Origin of the sequence: Asticcacaulis sp. (assembly GCF_051956075.1) — a bacterium.
GTDB lineage: Bacteria > Pseudomonadota > Alphaproteobacteria > Caulobacterales > Caulobacteraceae > Asticcacaulis.
The window spans coordinates 1-14,555 of sequence record NZ_JBQCGA010000002.1 but is presented as its reverse complement, the minus strand read 5'-3'; the positions used below and the strand labels follow the sequence as shown (position 1 = coordinate 14,555).

The following is a 14,555-nucleotide window of genomic DNA, read 5'->3' as shown; positions in this document are numbered from 1 at the left end:
ATTGAGGTCACGAATAAAACGTGATTTCAAGCCAGACAAACGCGCACAATGTGCGTCCATTTGTGGCTTACATGATAAAATCTGATCTGTGCTTATCTGGCTGATCTGTGGATAATATCTTGCGAGCTTACCGGCCAGGCGCCGACGATAAAGGATAAGATACTTAGTGTTTACCGGCATTATCACCCATATCGGCAAGGTCAAATCAGCAGAGCGCTCCGATCAGGGGATGCGGCTTGTCATGGCGGTCGATTTTCCGCTCGACGATGTCGAGCTGGGCGCGTCGATCAACCATGCGGGCTGCTGCCTGACCGTCGTGGCCAAGGGGGAAGGGACGTATGATCTTGATGTGTCGAATGAGACCCTGGCTCTGACCAATTTGTCCGAATGGCGCGTGGGAACGCGCGTCAATCTGGAACGGGCGCTGAAGATCGGCGACGAACTGGGCGGGCATATCGTCTCGGGCCATGTCGATGGCGTTGCGAAACTGATCCAAGTCGTCCGCGATGGCGAAAGCTATCGTTTGACCTTTGAGGCGCCGTCGCCGCTGCACCGCTTTATCGCGCCCAAGGGCAGCGTGGCGCTGGACGGGATTTCGCTGACCGTCAACGAGGTCGAAGGCCGGACCTTCGGCGTCAATATCATTCCGCACACCTGGGCGCATACGACCCTGTCGCAGACGGAGGTGGGCGGCCACGTCAATCTTGAAGTCGATCGGCTGGCGCGCTATGCCGCGCGCTGGTTTGAAACAGAATAGCCGTCCTCAAGAAGCGAAGCGTTAGGACAAAGAGAAATAACATGCCGCTGAACAAGATCGCTACGGATTTGCAACCGATCGCTTCGGAGCATGACAGCCCGATTTCCAGCATCGAGGACATTCTGGAGGACGCGCGCAATGGCCGTCCCTATATCCTTGTCGACGCCGAGGATCGCGAGAACGAGGGCGATGTCGTCATTCCGGCCCAGATGGCCACGCCCGACGTCATCAATTTCATGGCGCGGTTCGCGCGCGGCCTGATCTGCCTGTCGATTACGGGCGAGCGCGCCAAGACCCTGCGGCTGCCGCCGATGGTGCATGACAACGGCGCGCGCAACGGCACGGCCTTCACAGTCTCCATCGAAGCCAAGGACGGTATTTCGACCGGCATTTCACCCAAGGATCGCGCCCACACCATCGCGGTCGCCATCGACCCAGGCAAGGATTCGCGCGATCTGGTCTCACCGGGCCATGTGTTTCCGCTGGTGGCGCGCGACGGCGGTGTGCTGGTGCGCGCCGGGCATACTGAGGCGGCGGTCGATATTTCGCGCATGGCGGGCCTGTACCCGGCGGGCGTCATCTGCGAGATCATCAATGATGACGGCTCAATGGCGCGTCTGCCCGACCTCGTGAAATTCGCCCAGACACACGGCATGAAGATCGGCACCATTGCCGACCTGATCGCTTATCGCCGCCGCACCGAGCGCTTTGTCGAGCGCGTGCTGGAGCGTCCGTTCGAGAGCGAATTCGGCGGGGTGTTCAAACTGCTTGTCTATCGCAACCAACTGGATGGCGCCGAGCATCTGGCTCTGGTCAGGCAGGCGCCGCAGGCGGACAAGCCCACCCTGGTGCGCATGCATCAGCTTGACGTCGCCTCGGACGTGCTGGGCGGGATCGGCGGCTCGTTCCGCAGCGGTCTGGTGCAGAACGCCATGCAGGCCCTGGCCGCGCATGACGGACCGGCGGTCATGGTCATGCTGCGCGATCCCGATCCGAAAGTGCTGACCAACCGCTTCGCCAGCGACGAGGCGCACGGGGTCGGCGGGCGGGGCCTGCGCGATTACGGCGTCGGGGCGCAGATCCTGCTCGACCTCGGCGTGCGTGAGATGATCGCCCTGTCGTCCAGTCGTCCGAAGCCTGCGGCGCTGGAAGGCTATGGCCTGTCGATCATCGACTGGCAGTCGCTGTAAGAGTTTTTGCTTTTTCATCGCTGCGGAAGCGCGTATGAGCGTGTCTCTTTGCTTCTTCTTTTTAAAGGACGACTCGTGTGACCACCGACACGCCCATCCGCATCCTGATCGTCGAGAGCCGCTTTTACGATGATATTTCCGACGAACTGCTGGCGGGCGCGAAAGGCGCGCTGGAGGCTTTGGGCGTTGACTATGACGTCGTGACGGTGCCGGGCGCGTTCGAGATTCCGGCGGCGATCGCCATGGCCGAGGACGCCGCGCACCGGCCGATGGGCCGCGCCTATGACGGTTATGTCGCGCTGGGCTGCGTGATCCGCGGCGACACCACCCATTACGACTATGTCTGCGGCGAGTCGGCGCGCGGCCTGATGGAACTGAGCTATCGTCAGCGTCTGGCCATCGGCTATGGCATACTAACCGTTGAGGACGAGGAGCAGGCCTGGGTGCGCGCGCGCCGCGATCAGGGCGATAAGGGCGGCGCGGTCGCCAAGGTCGCCTTGAGCATGATCGCCCTGCGCAAGACCCTGATGGAGGGCGGGCAATGACGGGCGAGACGACGCCGAACAGCCTGAGGGCGGTGATGGAGCAGCTCAATGCGGCGGAGGACGCCCGCACGCCGCCCCTGACGCGCAAGGCCAAGCGCGCGCGCACCGTGGCGCGGCTGGTGTTGGTGCAGGCGCTCTATCAGCTTGAACTGACCGGAACGGGCGTCGAGACGGTGATCCGCGAATTTTCCGACTATCGTTTCGACGGCGATATCGAGGGCGAGACCCTGGCCGAGGCCGACGAAGCCTATTTCGCCGAGGGCGCGCGCGCCGTGGTGCGCGAGCAGGCGCAGATCGACGCGGCGATCGCGGCGCGGCTGGCCTCCGGCTGGCGGCTGGAGCGGCTGGACACCACGGTGCGCGCCATTCTGCGCGCCGGGACGTGGGAGCTGATGCTGCGCAAGGATGTGGCGGTCGAGGTGGTGATCAACGAATATGTCGAGATCGCGCGCGCCTTCTTCGATGACGCCGAGGCGCGCTTCGTCAACGGCGCGCTGGACGGCGTGGCGAAGGATGTCAGATAGGCTTCTCCTGATCATATGAGGCGCGGCATGAGCGAACCGGACGAGTTTTCGATCATTGACCAGCTTTTCAAACCGCTGGCCGGTTTCAGCCGCGAGGCGCGCGGCCTGATCGACGATGTGGCGGTCATCCCGCCCGATCCCGATCACGACCTGCTGGTCTCGACCGACGCCCTTGTGGCCGGGGTGCATTTCTTCGAGCACGATCCGCTCGATCTGGTGGCGCGCAAGCTGATGCGCGTCAATATTTCCGACATCATCGCCAAGGGCGGAACGGCCTACGGCTATCAGTTGCTGACCGCCTGGCCGCGCGGCCTGTCGCTGAATGACAAGCGCGACTTTGCGCGCGGTCTGAAGACCGAGCAGGACCGATTCGGCCTGACCCTGTTCGGCGGCGACACCGTCTCGACGCCCGGGCCGCTGACCGTCTCCATGACCATTTTCGGCAAGGCGCCGCGCGGTCGCGCTCTGTCGCGCGCTGGGGCGAGGGCCGGAGACAGGGTGTTGGTGTCCGGCTATATCGGCCAGGCGCATCTGGGTTTACGCGCCTTGCAGGGGCGGTTGAGCGACCTGCCCAATGGCGACGTCAATGAGCTGATCAGCGCCTATCACCTGCCGGAAATCCGCCCCGATCTGGCGCACGCCGTGCTGCGCCACGCCAGTGCGGCGATGGATATATCCGACGGGCTTTTGGGCGACGCCGATCATCTGGCGCGCGCCAACACTCTGATGATCCGCATCGAGCTGGACAAGGTTCCGACCTCGCCCGCCGCGCGCGCCGCCATCGCCGAAGGGGTGAGCGCGGTCGATCTGATGACTGGCGGCGACGACTACCAGATCCTGTGTACGGCGGGCGAAGCCGGGGCGAAGGCCCTGATCATGACGGGTTTTTACGATATCGGCGCCTGCGTCAGCGCGACGCCGGAGACCCCGGCGGGCGCCTGCCTGTTCGCGGGAGGGCGGCGCATCGAAGTGACGGACAAGGGCTTCCGGCATCCGCTTTGAGGGGAAAGCTATGACATTGCACCTGTTTTCGCACCCGTTCGCCTCCTATTGCTGGAAGGCGCTGATCGCTCTTTATGAGAACGATACGCCGTTCACCTACCGGATGCTGGACGCAGAGCATGCGGACAACGGGGCGGAGCTGGCGCAGATATGGCCGCCCGCGAAGTTTCCGGTCTTGCTGGACGGTGCTTGCGTCGTGCCGGAGGCCAGCGCGATCATCGAGTATCTGCTCGTCCATCATCAGGGGCCGGTCCGGCTGATCCCGGACGATCCCGACGCCGCCGTTCAGGTTCGGCTGATGGATCGGGTGTTCGACAATCACGTCATGACGCCGATGCAGACAATTGTCAGCGACTATCTCAAACCGCCGGAGCGCCGCGATCCAGACGGCGTCGCCCAGGCCAAGGCGGCGCTGGATACGATCTATGGCTGGCTCGACGTCAATATGCAGGGGCGGGAATGGGCGGCGGGTGATTTTTCGCTGGCCGACTGCGCGGCGGCGCCGTCCCTGTTCTACGCCGACTGGGTGCAGCCGATGGATGGGCGATTTGCGGCTCTGACGGCCTACCGCGCGCGTTTGCTGGCGCGTCCGTCTGTGGCGCGCGTGGTCGATGAGGCGCGCCCCTATCGCGGCTTCTTTCCGCCGGGCGCGCCCGATCGCGACTGAGGCGAAATTCATCAATCTGCGTTACGCGCTTACCGGAAACTTATTTTTCAGGAGGTATTTCCGGCGCATTTGTCGCATTGCCGGATCGGTGCGATGGTCCGACAGTACGCGCCTTTCTCAACGCTTTGCGGGGCCAGCAGGAGGTCGCCGGACATGAAACTCAATCCCTTATTGAAATCGCTTTGTGGCGCTCTGGCGCTGGGCATGGCGGGCGGGCTGGTCCTGCCGGGCGTGGCTGCGGCGCAGGATCGCGACCTGCGCGGCTATGACGGCTATTGCTATGCGCGTAAGGCCGAGGCGCAGCGCAACGGCACGGTGATCGGCGCTGTTCTGGGCGGTCTGATCGGCAGCCAGATTTCCAAGAACGAACGCGGTCTGGGCGCGGTCGGCGGCGCGGTGATCGGCGGCGTGATCGGCAATAGCGCGGGCAAGAGCAGCATCAACTGCTATGAAGGCAATTATTACGCCTATCAGGGTCATTATTACGATCCCGCGCCGCCGCCGCGCGGCTATACGGTGGTCTATTTCAAGAACCGTCCGCCGCAACACTATTACAAGCACGTCTATTACGATCGTTACCGCCATGCCGGTCCGCCGCCGTGGAACTATAATGACGCCTGGCGACGTGATGACGACCGCCGCGACGATCATGGCCGCGGACACGGTCACCGCCACTGAAGATCGAGCCTCTCCCGTCGCGGAGGGGCTCTGTTTTAAGGGCATTTTAAAGCCTTGGCGGCAAAGGTGACGGCATGAGCCCGTCGCGCCGCCATCTGTTGTTGCTTCTGCCGCTTGTACTGGCGGCGCCCGCCCATGCGGGCGAGGACAAGAAGAATGTCGCCGCCCCGTCGGTGCAACTGGCCTCGGTCGGCATTCCGGTCATGAAGGACAACCGGCTCGTCAACTATCTGTTTCTCAGCATCAAGGTGAACCTGACCGGCAAGGCCAATGAGGCGAAGCTGCGCGACATGGAGCCATACTTCCGCGATGCGATTGTGCGTCTGGCCAGCCAGACCTCGTTCGCACAGGCCGATAATGAAGACGTGCTGGACGTTCCCCGCTTTTCGGCGGCGATGATTCCGGCGTTTGAAAAATTCGCCGGGCCGGGTACGATCAAGTCTCTGGATATTCTGGCGCAGAATCCCAAAATCCATCACCGTCATTGACCGGAATTTGCTGCATTGCAGGTAAGGCAAGCGGCTGAATCTTATCATAATCCAAAAATTGTAAGTATTAGGATCGCCGCAGCGCAGAATTCGCGTCTGCGAAATCTTGCCGCATGTGCGCATAGCGACGTTATCCCGGCTTGAATTCAGGCGAAACTTTTGGCACTCTCCCCGACAATCAAAAAGTAACCGTTTGAATTTCAGTTATTTTTTGATTTGCCAATAAGGGTTGCGCGCTCGCGCGACCGTCATAGAACATAGGACAGGGGTACCGTTATGAATATTGCCTTGGTGCTGGCCATTGCGGCCGGCATACTTGCCCTGCTGTACGGCGTCGTGCAGACGCTTAGCCTGATGAAGGCCGATGCGGGCAGTGAGCGTATGCGTGAGATCGCCGCCGCCATTCAGGAAGGCGCCAGCGCCTATCTGAAGCGGCAGTACACCACCATCGCCATTGTCGGCGTGGTCATCTTCGTGCTGGCCTGGGTGTTTCTCGGCCAGTGGTCGGCCATCGGCTTCGCCATCGGCGCCATCCTGTCGGGGGCGGCGGGCTTCGCCGGGATGCTGATCTCGGTGCGGGCCAATGTGCGCACCGCGCAGGCGGCGTCGCAGAGTCTGCAAAAGGGCCTGAGTCTGGCCTTCAGCGCAGGCGCCGTGACCGGCCTGTTCGTGGCGGGCGGGGCGCTTCTGGGCGTGTCGGGCTATTATGCGATCCTCACCCTGGTCCTCAAGTTCGAACCGGCCAGCCGCGATGTGGTCAACGCTCTGGTGGCGCTGGGCTTCGGCGCGTCGCTGATCTCGATCTTCGCGCGTCTGGGCGGCGGCATCTTCACCAAGGGCGCCGATGTCGGCGGCGACATGGTCGGCAAGGTCGAGGCGGGCATCCCCGAAGACGATCCGCGCAACCCGGCCACCATCGCCGACAATGTCGGCGACAATGTCGGCGACTGTGCGGGCATGGCGGCGGACCTGTTCGAGACCTATGCGGTCACCACTGTGGCGACCATGGTGCTGGCGACCATCTTCTTCGGCGCCTCGCCGCTGCTGACCTCCATGATGCTGCTGCCTTTAGCCATCGGGGCGGTGTGCATCGTCACCTCAATCATCGGCACCTTCTTTGTCAGCCTCGGCAAGTCGCAGGACATTATGGGCGCGCTGTACAAGGGCCTGATCGCCACGGGCATATTGTCCGTCGTGGCGGTGGCGGGCGTGATCTGGAAGTTCGTCGGTTTCGATACCCCCATCAGCTATGAGCTGGGCGGGGCGAGCTTTAATTTCACCGGCATGTCCCTGTTCTGGTGCGGCATGGTCGGTCTGGCGGTGACGGCGGCCTTTATCGTCGTGACCGAATATTACACCGGCACCGGCAAGCGTCCGGTGGTCTCGATCGCCCAGGCTTCGGTGACCGGCCACGGCACCAATGTCATTCAGGGGCTGGCCGTGTCGATGGAATCGACCGCGGTTCCGGCGCTGATCATCGTGGCGGGCATTATCGGCTGCTACCTGCTGGCCGGGCTGTTCGGCATCGCCATCGCCACGGCGACCATGCTGGCCCTGGCCGGGATGATCGTCGCGCTCGACGCCTTCGGGCCGGTGACCGACAATGCGGGCGGCATCGCCGAAATGGCGGGCCTGCCATCGGAGGTGCGCCACACCACCGACGCGCTCGACGCGGTCGGCAACACCACCAAGGCGGTGACCAAGGGCTACGCCATCGGTTCGGCGGGCTTAGGCGCGCTGGTGCTGTTCGCGGCCTATACGTCCGACCTCAAATATTTCGCCGCCAATTCGACCGGCGGGATTTTTGAAGGCCTGGGCAATCTGACCTTCTCGCTGTCCTCGCCCTGGGTCGTGATCGGTCTGCTGATCGGCGGGCTTTTGCCCTATCTGTTCGGTGGCATGGGCATGACCGCCGTGGGCCGCGCCGCGCAATCGGTCGTCGAGGAGGTGCGCCGTCAGTTCCGCGAAGATTCCGGCATTATGGCCGGAACCTCCAAGCCAAACTATGGCCGCGCGGTCGATATGCTGACTAAGGCGGCGATCCGCGAAATGATCGTGCCGTCGCTGCTGCCCGTGCTGTCGCCGATCGTGCTGTTCGCCATCGTCTTCTACATCGGCGGCAAGACGGCGGCGTTCGAATCGCTGGGCGCCATGCTGCTGGGGGTGATCGTCACCGGCCTGTTCGTCGCCATTTCGATGACGTCGGGCGGCGGCGCCTGGGACAATGCGAAAAAGTCGTTCGAGGATGGCTTCGTCGATAAGGACGGCGTCAAGCACCTGAAGGGCTCGGAGGCGCACAAGGCGTCGGTGACCGGCGACACGGTCGGCGATCCGTATAAGGATACGGCGGGGCCTGCGGTCAATCCGATGATCAAGATCACCAATATCGTGGCGCTGCTGATGCTGGCCGTGCTGGCGCATGGCGCGTGATCTCAGCTTCAGCGCACAGAAAAAGCCCCGGAGCGATCCGGGGCTTTTTTATATTTGCGAGAGAGGAACCTAGTCGCGGCGGTGGTTGTTGTTGCCGGGATTGGTGTCCTGATCGTTGGTGAGCTGCTGGTGGCCGACCGTGCCGAGCACCTGTTCGAGCGCGGTAAGTTGGCGACCGCGTGTCGGGGTCTTGTGCGGATCGGGCGTCAGCAGACGACCATCAGCCAGAGACAAGGTGCGCACGTCCGACACGGTCTGGTTCGACTTGTCGAAGTCGATGATCGTGACCGAGCGCGCCGTGACGTGCGGCTCCTTATAGGTCATCTTCATCGATACCTGGTCGATATAGTACCATTCCTGCGGGTCGTAGATCGAGGTCTGCGACGGCGCGCCCAGCTTGTCCAGCACGGTGGCCTGGCTATCGCCGACCTTGATGTCGGCGGGCTTGGCGTCGATGGCCAGATAGCCGTGGTGCGTCATGGTCGGGGCGCAGGCGCTGAGGCCAAGGAGCGCAAGCGCCGCCACAGAAAGCGAAATTTTCAAACCGAACCGCATGACTGTCCTAATATTGTGCTTAATATTGTGGCTGTCCGCCTGACGGCGTGAACAGATTTGACCTATAAGAAAATTAAGCTTACGGCAAGCTCAAGGCTGAAAGAAGGCCGTCAGGTTGCGATTTGCGCGTCAGGAGGACACAAGCACTATGCCGTCGCTGCTCAATGCGCTCAAGGCCCTGATCACGCCCCGCACCGCCAAAGCGACTGGCGACCGGCTGTACGCGCAGTGCGTGGCGCAGGCGCGTCTGCCGGTGTTTTACCTCGACTACGCCATACCGGACGAGATCGGCGCGCGCTTTGAGCTGCTGACCTTTCATATCGGGCTGGTCATTCATCGCCTGCGGTCGCTCGACAAGGGCGATTCGCGGCATGAACAGGCGCAGGAGACGGCGCAGGCCCTGTTCGATTCGTTCCTGCTGGCGCTGGATTCCACGCTGCGCGAACAAGGTGTCGGCGATCTCAGCGTGCCGAAGAAGATGAAAAAGCTGGGGCAGGTGGTCTATACGCGCATGGCGCGCTGGGAGACTTTGCTGGCGGGCGAGACGGACGCGCAGGCCGATTACGCGGCGCGCACCCTTTACGCGGGCGATATGCTTGACGATATGAAAGAGGAAGGTGAGGCCGTCATGGACGTTCCCGCCGCCGCCTTCGCGGCCTATGCGCGCACGGCGCATGACGCGCTGCACGTCGATGAGATTATCAAGGGACGGCTGGACTGGCTGGTCCCGGCGGCGCTGAAGATCGCCGCTGAGTAGAGAGAGTTTATGATGACACAGGATATGGACGAAGGCCTCTGGCCGCATAAGGTGCGCTTCGATGCGGCGCTGCGCGGACTAAAGCTTGATCTGGTCGCCGACGCGGCGCGCCGTCAGATGATCGCGCAGGGCTTCGGCATGATTGCGCTCGACGCTCTGAGCGCCCATATCGTCACGCGCGCGGCGGCGGGACCGAAGCCGGTCGTGCATGTCGATCTACGCCTTGAAGGCGAGGTCACGCAGGAGTGCGGCGTCAGTCTGGAGCCGTTCAGCCATGCGATTTCCGGCGAACTGAGCCTGGACTGCATCGAGCGCGGGCGTCTGGGCGGCGAGGTCGCCGATATCGGCGCGCGCGAATTCTCGCTGGAGGATCTGAACGAGCCGGACGTGATCGAGAACGGCCAGATCGACCTGGGCCAATATGTGATCGAGGCTCTGGGCGAGGCCTATGATCCGTTTGCGCGCAAGCCCGGCGTGGTGTTCGAGGAGCCGGAAAGCCCGCCCGAACCGTCGCCTTTCGCCGCGCTGGCCAAGCTGAAGACTGCGCCGAAAGGCGAGGATTGAGCCGCAATAAAACTTGCATAGTTGCGATCTGACGCTATCGTCCGACGCTTGCGCCTTCGCTGCGACGCGGCTGCGGCGCCGCGATAGGCTTTATGGGACTCCCAAGCTTGACACGTTCTGAAACTCAGCCCGCCAGTCTTATGCCCAAGGACTCTCTGGTGATCGCCATTGACGCTATGGGCGGCGATCACGGTCCAGCGGTGACGGTGGCGGGCGCGGCGCTTGCGTTGCAACAGCGCCCCGACCTGTGCTTCCAGTTGCACGGCGATCCGATGCTGATCAACCCGGTGCTGTCGCGTCATCCGGCCTTGAAGGCGCGCGCCGTGGTGGTCGAGACCGACCAGTTCATCGCCATGGACGAAAAGCCCGCCCAGGCGATCCGGCGCCGTAACACCAGTCTGGCCAACGCCATCAATGCGGTCAAGGCGGGCGAGGCGAAGGCGGCGGTGTCGGCGGGCAATACCGGCGCGCTGATGGCCTTATCGAAAATGATCCTGAAAATGATCACCGACGATCTGGAGCGCCCGGCGATCGGCTGTTTATGGCCGAACGCCAAGGGCGGGCATTCGACCGTGCTGGACGTCGGCGCCAATGTCACCTCGGACGCGCGACAACTGATCGAATTCGCCATGATGGGCGCGGCCTTTCATCGCGCGGTCAAGGGCGTCGATAAGCCAAGCATCGGCCTGCTGAACATCGGCTCCGAAGATGTGAAGGGCCATGAGGAGGTGCGCGAGGCGCATCGCCTGCTGCGCGACAACTCGTTCGGGCTCGATTATCACGGCTTTGTCGAAGGCACCGATCTTTGCACCGGTCTGGTCGATGTTGTGGTGACGGACGGCTTTACCGGCAATGTGGCGCTCAAGACCGCCGAAGGCACGGCGCGCTTTATCCGCACCCTGTTGCGCGAGGCGCTGAAATCCTCGCCCCTGGCTATGCTGGGCGCGCTGCTGGCGGCGCCCGCTCTGAAGGCGATGGCGAAACAGGTCGATCCGGGCGCTTCGAACGGCGGGCCGCTGCTGGGGTTGAATGGCATTGTGGTCAAGAGCCACGGCGGCGCCGACGCAAAGGCCTACGCCAACGCCATCGGCGTGGCGGCGTCGCTGGCTGGTAGCCGCTATGCGCGCGATCTGGAAAGCTCGCTGGCCCTGTTGACGCGCAGTCTGGAAATTGACGAAACGGACGGGCTTGCTGCAACCGGCCAGGATACAAATATAGAGGCCAAGCCCGCCGAGATGGCGGACGCCGCGACGGGTAACAAGGTAAACTAAACTATGCGTGTGTTGAGATCGGCGGTCACGGGCGTGGGCGGCTATCTGCCCGAAACGGTGATGCCCAATACGGATTTCGAGAGGCTGGTTGATACGTCCGACGCCAAGATCGTCGAACTGACGGGTATTCGCCAGCGCCATCGCGTCGCCGAAGGGCAGACGACCTCCGATCTGGCCGCCGAGGCGGCGAAGGTCGCTCTGGCCGCCGCCGGGAAGACCGCCGCCGACGTCGATATGATCGTGGTCGCCACTACCACGCCCGACATGCCGTTTCCCTCGACCGCCTCGCTGGTGCAGCAAAAGATCGGCGCGCCCGTGTGCCCGGCCTTTGACGTGCAGGCGGTGTGTTCGGGTTTCGTCTATGCCTTGAGCGTCGCCGACGGGTTTGTGGCGCGCGGGCTGGCCAGATGCGTGTTGGTGATCGGCGCCGAGGCGATGACGCGGCTGCTCGACTTTTCCGACCGTTCGACCTGCATCCTGTTCGGCGACGGCGCCGGGGCGGTGGTGCTGGAGCCGGTCGAAGGCGAGGGGACGACGGCGGATCGCGGCATATTGGGCTTCGACCTGCGTTGCGACGGTTCCAAGACGGACCTCCTGTATGTTTCCGGCGGCGTGTTCGAGGCCGACAACCGCATCGGCAAGATCAAGATGCAGGGCAATCAGGTCTTCAAGCAGGCGGTGCAGAAGATTTCTCAGGCCATCGAGGCCGCCATCGCTAAGGCCGATCTGAAGATCGAGGATGTCGATTGGTTCATTCCGCATCAGGCCAATCAGCGTATCCTGAACGGGGTTGCGCATCATCTTGGTCTGGATGAGCATAAGGTGATTTCGACCGTGGCCCTGCACGCCAACACCTCGGCGGCGTCGATTCCGCTGGCCTGGTATGAGGGCGTGCGCGATGGGCGCGTCAAGCCGGGCGATCTGGTGCTGATCGAGGCGCTGGGCGGCGGCCTGACCTGGGGCGCGGCGGCGATCCGCCTGTAACGGGCGTCTTCTCAACTCTTGTGAATAAGCCTTTGACGACAAGGCGGATTTGCGGCATGTTAAGACTCTGCTACAGCAAGAATGGGGCGCTAACACCATGAAATCGCAGACCTTGACGCGCGCGGAACTGTTTGAGGACGTCCATAACGAACTGGGTCTGCCGCGACAGGAATGCGCCGCCATCGTCGAGCGCACCCTGGACCTGATGGTCGAAGCGCTGGAGCGCGGCGAGACAGTCAAGCTGTCGGGCTTCGGCGTGTTTCAGGTGCGCGACAAGAACGCCCGCGTCGGACGCAATCCCAAGACCGGCAAACCCGCCGCTATCGACCCGCGCAAGGTGATTTCGTTCCGCGCGTCGCAGATCGTCAAGGCGCGCGTCGATGCGGGCGCGGAAAGTTCGTCAGGAGCGTAAACTGCGGTGAGCAAGGGGCCTTTAGCCTTACGGACCATATCCGAGACCGCCGATCTTCTGGGCGTGCCGCAGCATGTACTGCGTTTTTGGGAAACCAAGTTCACCTTCATCCGCCCGACCAAACGCGCGGGCGGGCGCCGGTTCTATCGTCCGCAGGATATCGAAATTCTGAATGGCGTGAAAACCTTGCTCTATGATCGCGGCTATACGATTCGCGGCGTGCAGAAGCTGTTCAAGGATCAGGGCCAGAAGGCGATTCTGGGCGCGCACGCGGCGGCGGTTCTGCCGACCGAGCAGGGGCTGGTCGGCGAGGACGAGATCGCGGCGGAGAACGCCGCAGGGGTCGCGCAACCGGTGTTCGACGACGGGTCTGGCGGACCGACTATGACCGAGGAGGTGCGCGCGCGTTTCCTCGATATCGCCCGGCAACTGGATGAGGCGCAGGCGACGCTGGGCCGCTCGATCGGGCGCGACACAAATCGGGGGAAATTCTCACGCGGGTGAGCTTTTGGGGATTGCGGCTGTGAGGTTTCGTCTCTATAAGCCGCGTCTCCTGATGGGGCGGTTTCGCCTTTTTCAGACTATGGACGGAGCGTGGCGCAGCCTGGTAGCGCACTTGACTGGGGGTCAAGGGGTCGCAGGTTCGAATCCTGTCGCTCCGACCAACTAAACAAAAAGGTCAGCCCTCAAGGGCTGGCCTTTTTGTTTAGATGGTCGGAGCGTTCATGTTCAAACCTCGTTCGAAACGAGCTGCGAAGCGGCGAGTTCGACGGAGCGAAGCGAAGTCAATCGACCCGAAAGGGCGATCGACGCCGAAGGCGCCCCGAAGGGGTAAGCATCGTTAAAACGATGCGCATCAATCCTGTCGCTCTACTAAGACTTGTCGCGTAGCGACGCCGCATTAAGATACCCCACCACCACATCTCAGCCGCTGCGCGGCTTCGTGCGGTCCCCCTCCCCATCAAAGATGGGGAGGTATAAGTGCAGATGTCTGTCACACAACCGTCACGCAAACGTCGTATTCTCCGCCACGATGAGATCGCCACCCGGATGTTTACCGTTCTCCTCCCCCGGCGGGTCCGCCCGCCCTGTGGCGACGACGTCTTTTTCATACCTTTCAGCCCGTCTCGCATCGAGGCGGGCTTTTTTTGCGCCCGCAGCGTCAGGCTCGCGCTGCGGGGTCACGGGAGAGCCGGATGTGAGAGGAAGACAGCTATGAAGACCATCATCATCATCGCCATCGGCGTTGCGGCCTATGCCCTTATTGTCGCGCTCGTTCGCGGCTTTGCGGCGTCACGGCGCAGCGGCGCGCAAGACGAATCCAAAGCGTCTGACAGCGGCGACGGTTATATCTGGTGGGGTGACTTTAGCGGGCATGACGGCGGCGGCCATGACGGCGGCGGATGCGATGGAGGCGGCGCAGGTGGGGGCGGCCACTAGGCGGCGCCGCCATGTGGCTGATGCTGGCCCTGCCGGTCGCCGTGGTGTGCGTCTGCGTGACCTGCCTGCTCATCATGCTCCTGCGCGCCCTGCGGCCGAGGCGGGAGGTCGAGACCTTCGTGTTTCGCCGCCTGCGCGACGACGACCGGGTCTAGCCCATCTAATTCACGGTAGGGGCAAAACGATGCAGCGGGTGTAGCGTAAAGCTTTGTTTTGGAATAGATTCTGGTTGTCGAAGCCTAAATCATTTCCAATACAGCCAAGGCCACACCCGCCATGGACCAAGATACC

The 14,555-nt window shown here is 62.8% G+C and carries 18 protein-coding genes and 1 tRNA gene; 18 read left to right on the top strand and 1 reads right to left on the bottom strand.

Annotation, left to right across the window (positions count from 1 at the left end; translation table 11 throughout):
- Window positions 1-166 precede the first annotated feature (166 nt).
- The 9 genes from ACTHLA_RS00395 to ACTHLA_RS00355 all read left to right on the top strand — a co-directional run bounded on the left by ACTHLA_RS00395 (window position 167) and on the right by ACTHLA_RS00355 (window position 8,281).
- A complete protein-coding gene (locus tag ACTHLA_RS00395) occupies window positions 167-757 on the top strand; it encodes a riboflavin synthase (protein ID WP_440183971.1) in 591 nt (196 codons plus the stop codon).
- 41 nt (window positions 758-798) lie between these two features.
- Window positions 799-1,947, top strand: coding sequence for a 3,4-dihydroxy-2-butanone-4-phosphate synthase (gene ribB, locus ACTHLA_RS00390; RefSeq protein ID WP_440183968.1), 1,149 nt, complete (start codon window positions 799-801; stop codon window positions 1,945-1,947).
- Between the two features lie 77 nt (window positions 1,948-2,024).
- Entirely contained in the window at window positions 2,025-2,492 is a 468-nt protein-coding gene (locus ACTHLA_RS00385) for a 6,7-dimethyl-8-ribityllumazine synthase (protein ID WP_440183965.1), read from the top strand.
- Window positions 2,489-3,016 carry a transcription antitermination factor NusB gene (gene nusB / locus ACTHLA_RS00380; RefSeq protein WP_440183962.1) on the top strand — a complete coding sequence of 176 codons (528 nt, stop codon included), beginning with the start codon at window positions 2,489-2,491 and terminating at the stop codon, window positions 3,014-3,016. The genes ACTHLA_RS00385 and nusB overlap by 4 nt, the downstream gene beginning before the upstream one ends.
- Before the next feature lie 27 nt (window positions 3,017-3,043).
- Window positions 3,044-4,018 (top strand): thiamine-phosphate kinase, encoded by a 975-nt coding sequence (gene thiL / locus ACTHLA_RS00375; protein WP_440183959.1) that lies wholly within the window; start codon window positions 3,044-3,046, stop codon window positions 4,016-4,018.
- A 10-nt stretch (window positions 4,019-4,028) separates the two neighbouring features.
- On the top strand, window positions 4,029-4,685 hold the full coding sequence (locus ACTHLA_RS00370; RefSeq protein ID WP_440183956.1) for a glutathione S-transferase family protein: 657 nt from the start codon (window positions 4,029-4,031) through the stop codon (window positions 4,683-4,685).
- Between the two features lie 153 nt (window positions 4,686-4,838).
- Window positions 4,839-5,363: a glycine zipper 2TM domain-containing protein gene (locus ACTHLA_RS00365; protein ID WP_440183954.1), complete on the top strand. Its 525-nt coding sequence runs from the start codon at window positions 4,839-4,841 to the stop codon at window positions 5,361-5,363.
- Window positions 5,364-5,437: 74 nt separating this feature from the next.
- Entirely contained in the window at window positions 5,438-5,851 is a 414-nt protein-coding gene (locus ACTHLA_RS00360; protein ID WP_440183952.1) for a hypothetical protein, read from the top strand.
- Between the two features lie 276 nt (window positions 5,852-6,127).
- Complete coding sequence (locus ACTHLA_RS00355; protein ID WP_440183950.1) at window positions 6,128-8,281, top strand: sodium-translocating pyrophosphatase; 2,154 nt, start codon at window positions 6,128-6,130, stop codon at window positions 8,279-8,281.
- Window positions 8,282-8,350: 69 nt separating this feature from the next.
- Here ACTHLA_RS00355 and bamE read toward each other — a convergent pair whose 3' ends face one another.
- Window positions 8,351-8,824 carry an outer membrane protein assembly factor BamE domain-containing protein gene (gene bamE / locus ACTHLA_RS00350; RefSeq protein WP_440183948.1) on the bottom strand — a complete coding sequence of 158 codons (474 nt, stop codon included), beginning with the start codon at window positions 8,822-8,824 and terminating at the stop codon, window positions 8,351-8,353.
- Between the two features lie 160 nt (window positions 8,825-8,984).
- Here bamE and ACTHLA_RS00345 point away from each other — a divergent pair, with 160 nt between their 5' ends.
- The 9 genes from ACTHLA_RS00345 to ACTHLA_RS00305 all read left to right on the top strand — a co-directional run bounded on the left by ACTHLA_RS00345 (window position 8,985) and on the right by ACTHLA_RS00305 (window position 14,419).
- Window positions 8,985-9,593 carry a ubiquinol-cytochrome C chaperone family protein gene (locus tag ACTHLA_RS00345; RefSeq protein ID WP_440183945.1) on the top strand — a complete coding sequence of 203 codons (609 nt, stop codon included), beginning with the start codon at window positions 8,985-8,987 and terminating at the stop codon, window positions 9,591-9,593.
- Between the two features lie 9 nt (window positions 9,594-9,602).
- Complete coding sequence (locus ACTHLA_RS00340) at window positions 9,603-10,157, top strand: YceD family protein (protein WP_440183942.1); 555 nt, start codon at window positions 9,603-9,605, stop codon at window positions 10,155-10,157.
- Window positions 10,158-10,297: 140 nt separating this feature from the next.
- Window positions 10,298-11,428 carry a phosphate acyltransferase PlsX gene (plsX, locus tag ACTHLA_RS00335; protein ID WP_440184035.1) on the top strand — a complete coding sequence of 377 codons (1,131 nt, stop codon included), beginning with the start codon at window positions 10,298-10,300 and terminating at the stop codon, window positions 11,426-11,428.
- 3 nt (window positions 11,429-11,431) lie between these two features.
- Complete coding sequence (locus ACTHLA_RS00330; protein ID WP_440183940.1) at window positions 11,432-12,412, top strand: beta-ketoacyl-ACP synthase III; 981 nt, start codon at window positions 11,432-11,434, stop codon at window positions 12,410-12,412.
- A gap of 67 nt (window positions 12,413-12,479) precedes the next feature.
- The gene (locus ACTHLA_RS00325; protein WP_440184032.1) at window positions 12,480-12,824 is read left to right on the top strand and encodes an integration host factor subunit alpha; all 345 of its coding nucleotides are present in this window, start codon (window positions 12,480-12,482) and stop codon (window positions 12,822-12,824) included.
- Between the two features lie 6 nt (window positions 12,825-12,830).
- A complete protein-coding gene (locus ACTHLA_RS00320; RefSeq protein WP_440183938.1) occupies window positions 12,831-13,328 on the top strand; it encodes a MerR family transcriptional regulator in 498 nt (165 codons plus the stop codon).
- An 84-nt stretch (window positions 13,329-13,412) separates the two neighbouring features.
- A tRNA-Pro gene (locus tag ACTHLA_RS00315) sits at window positions 13,413-13,489 on the top strand.
- A 550-nt stretch (window positions 13,490-14,039) separates the two neighbouring features.
- Window positions 14,040-14,264: a hypothetical protein gene (locus ACTHLA_RS00310; RefSeq protein WP_440183936.1), complete on the top strand. Its 225-nt coding sequence runs from the start codon at window positions 14,040-14,042 to the stop codon at window positions 14,262-14,264.
- 11 nt (window positions 14,265-14,275) lie between these two features.
- Window positions 14,276-14,419 carry a hypothetical protein gene (locus ACTHLA_RS00305; RefSeq protein ID WP_440183934.1) on the top strand — a complete coding sequence of 48 codons (144 nt, stop codon included), beginning with the start codon at window positions 14,276-14,278 and terminating at the stop codon, window positions 14,417-14,419.
- The last annotated feature ends 136 nt before the right edge of the window (window positions 14,420-14,555 follow it).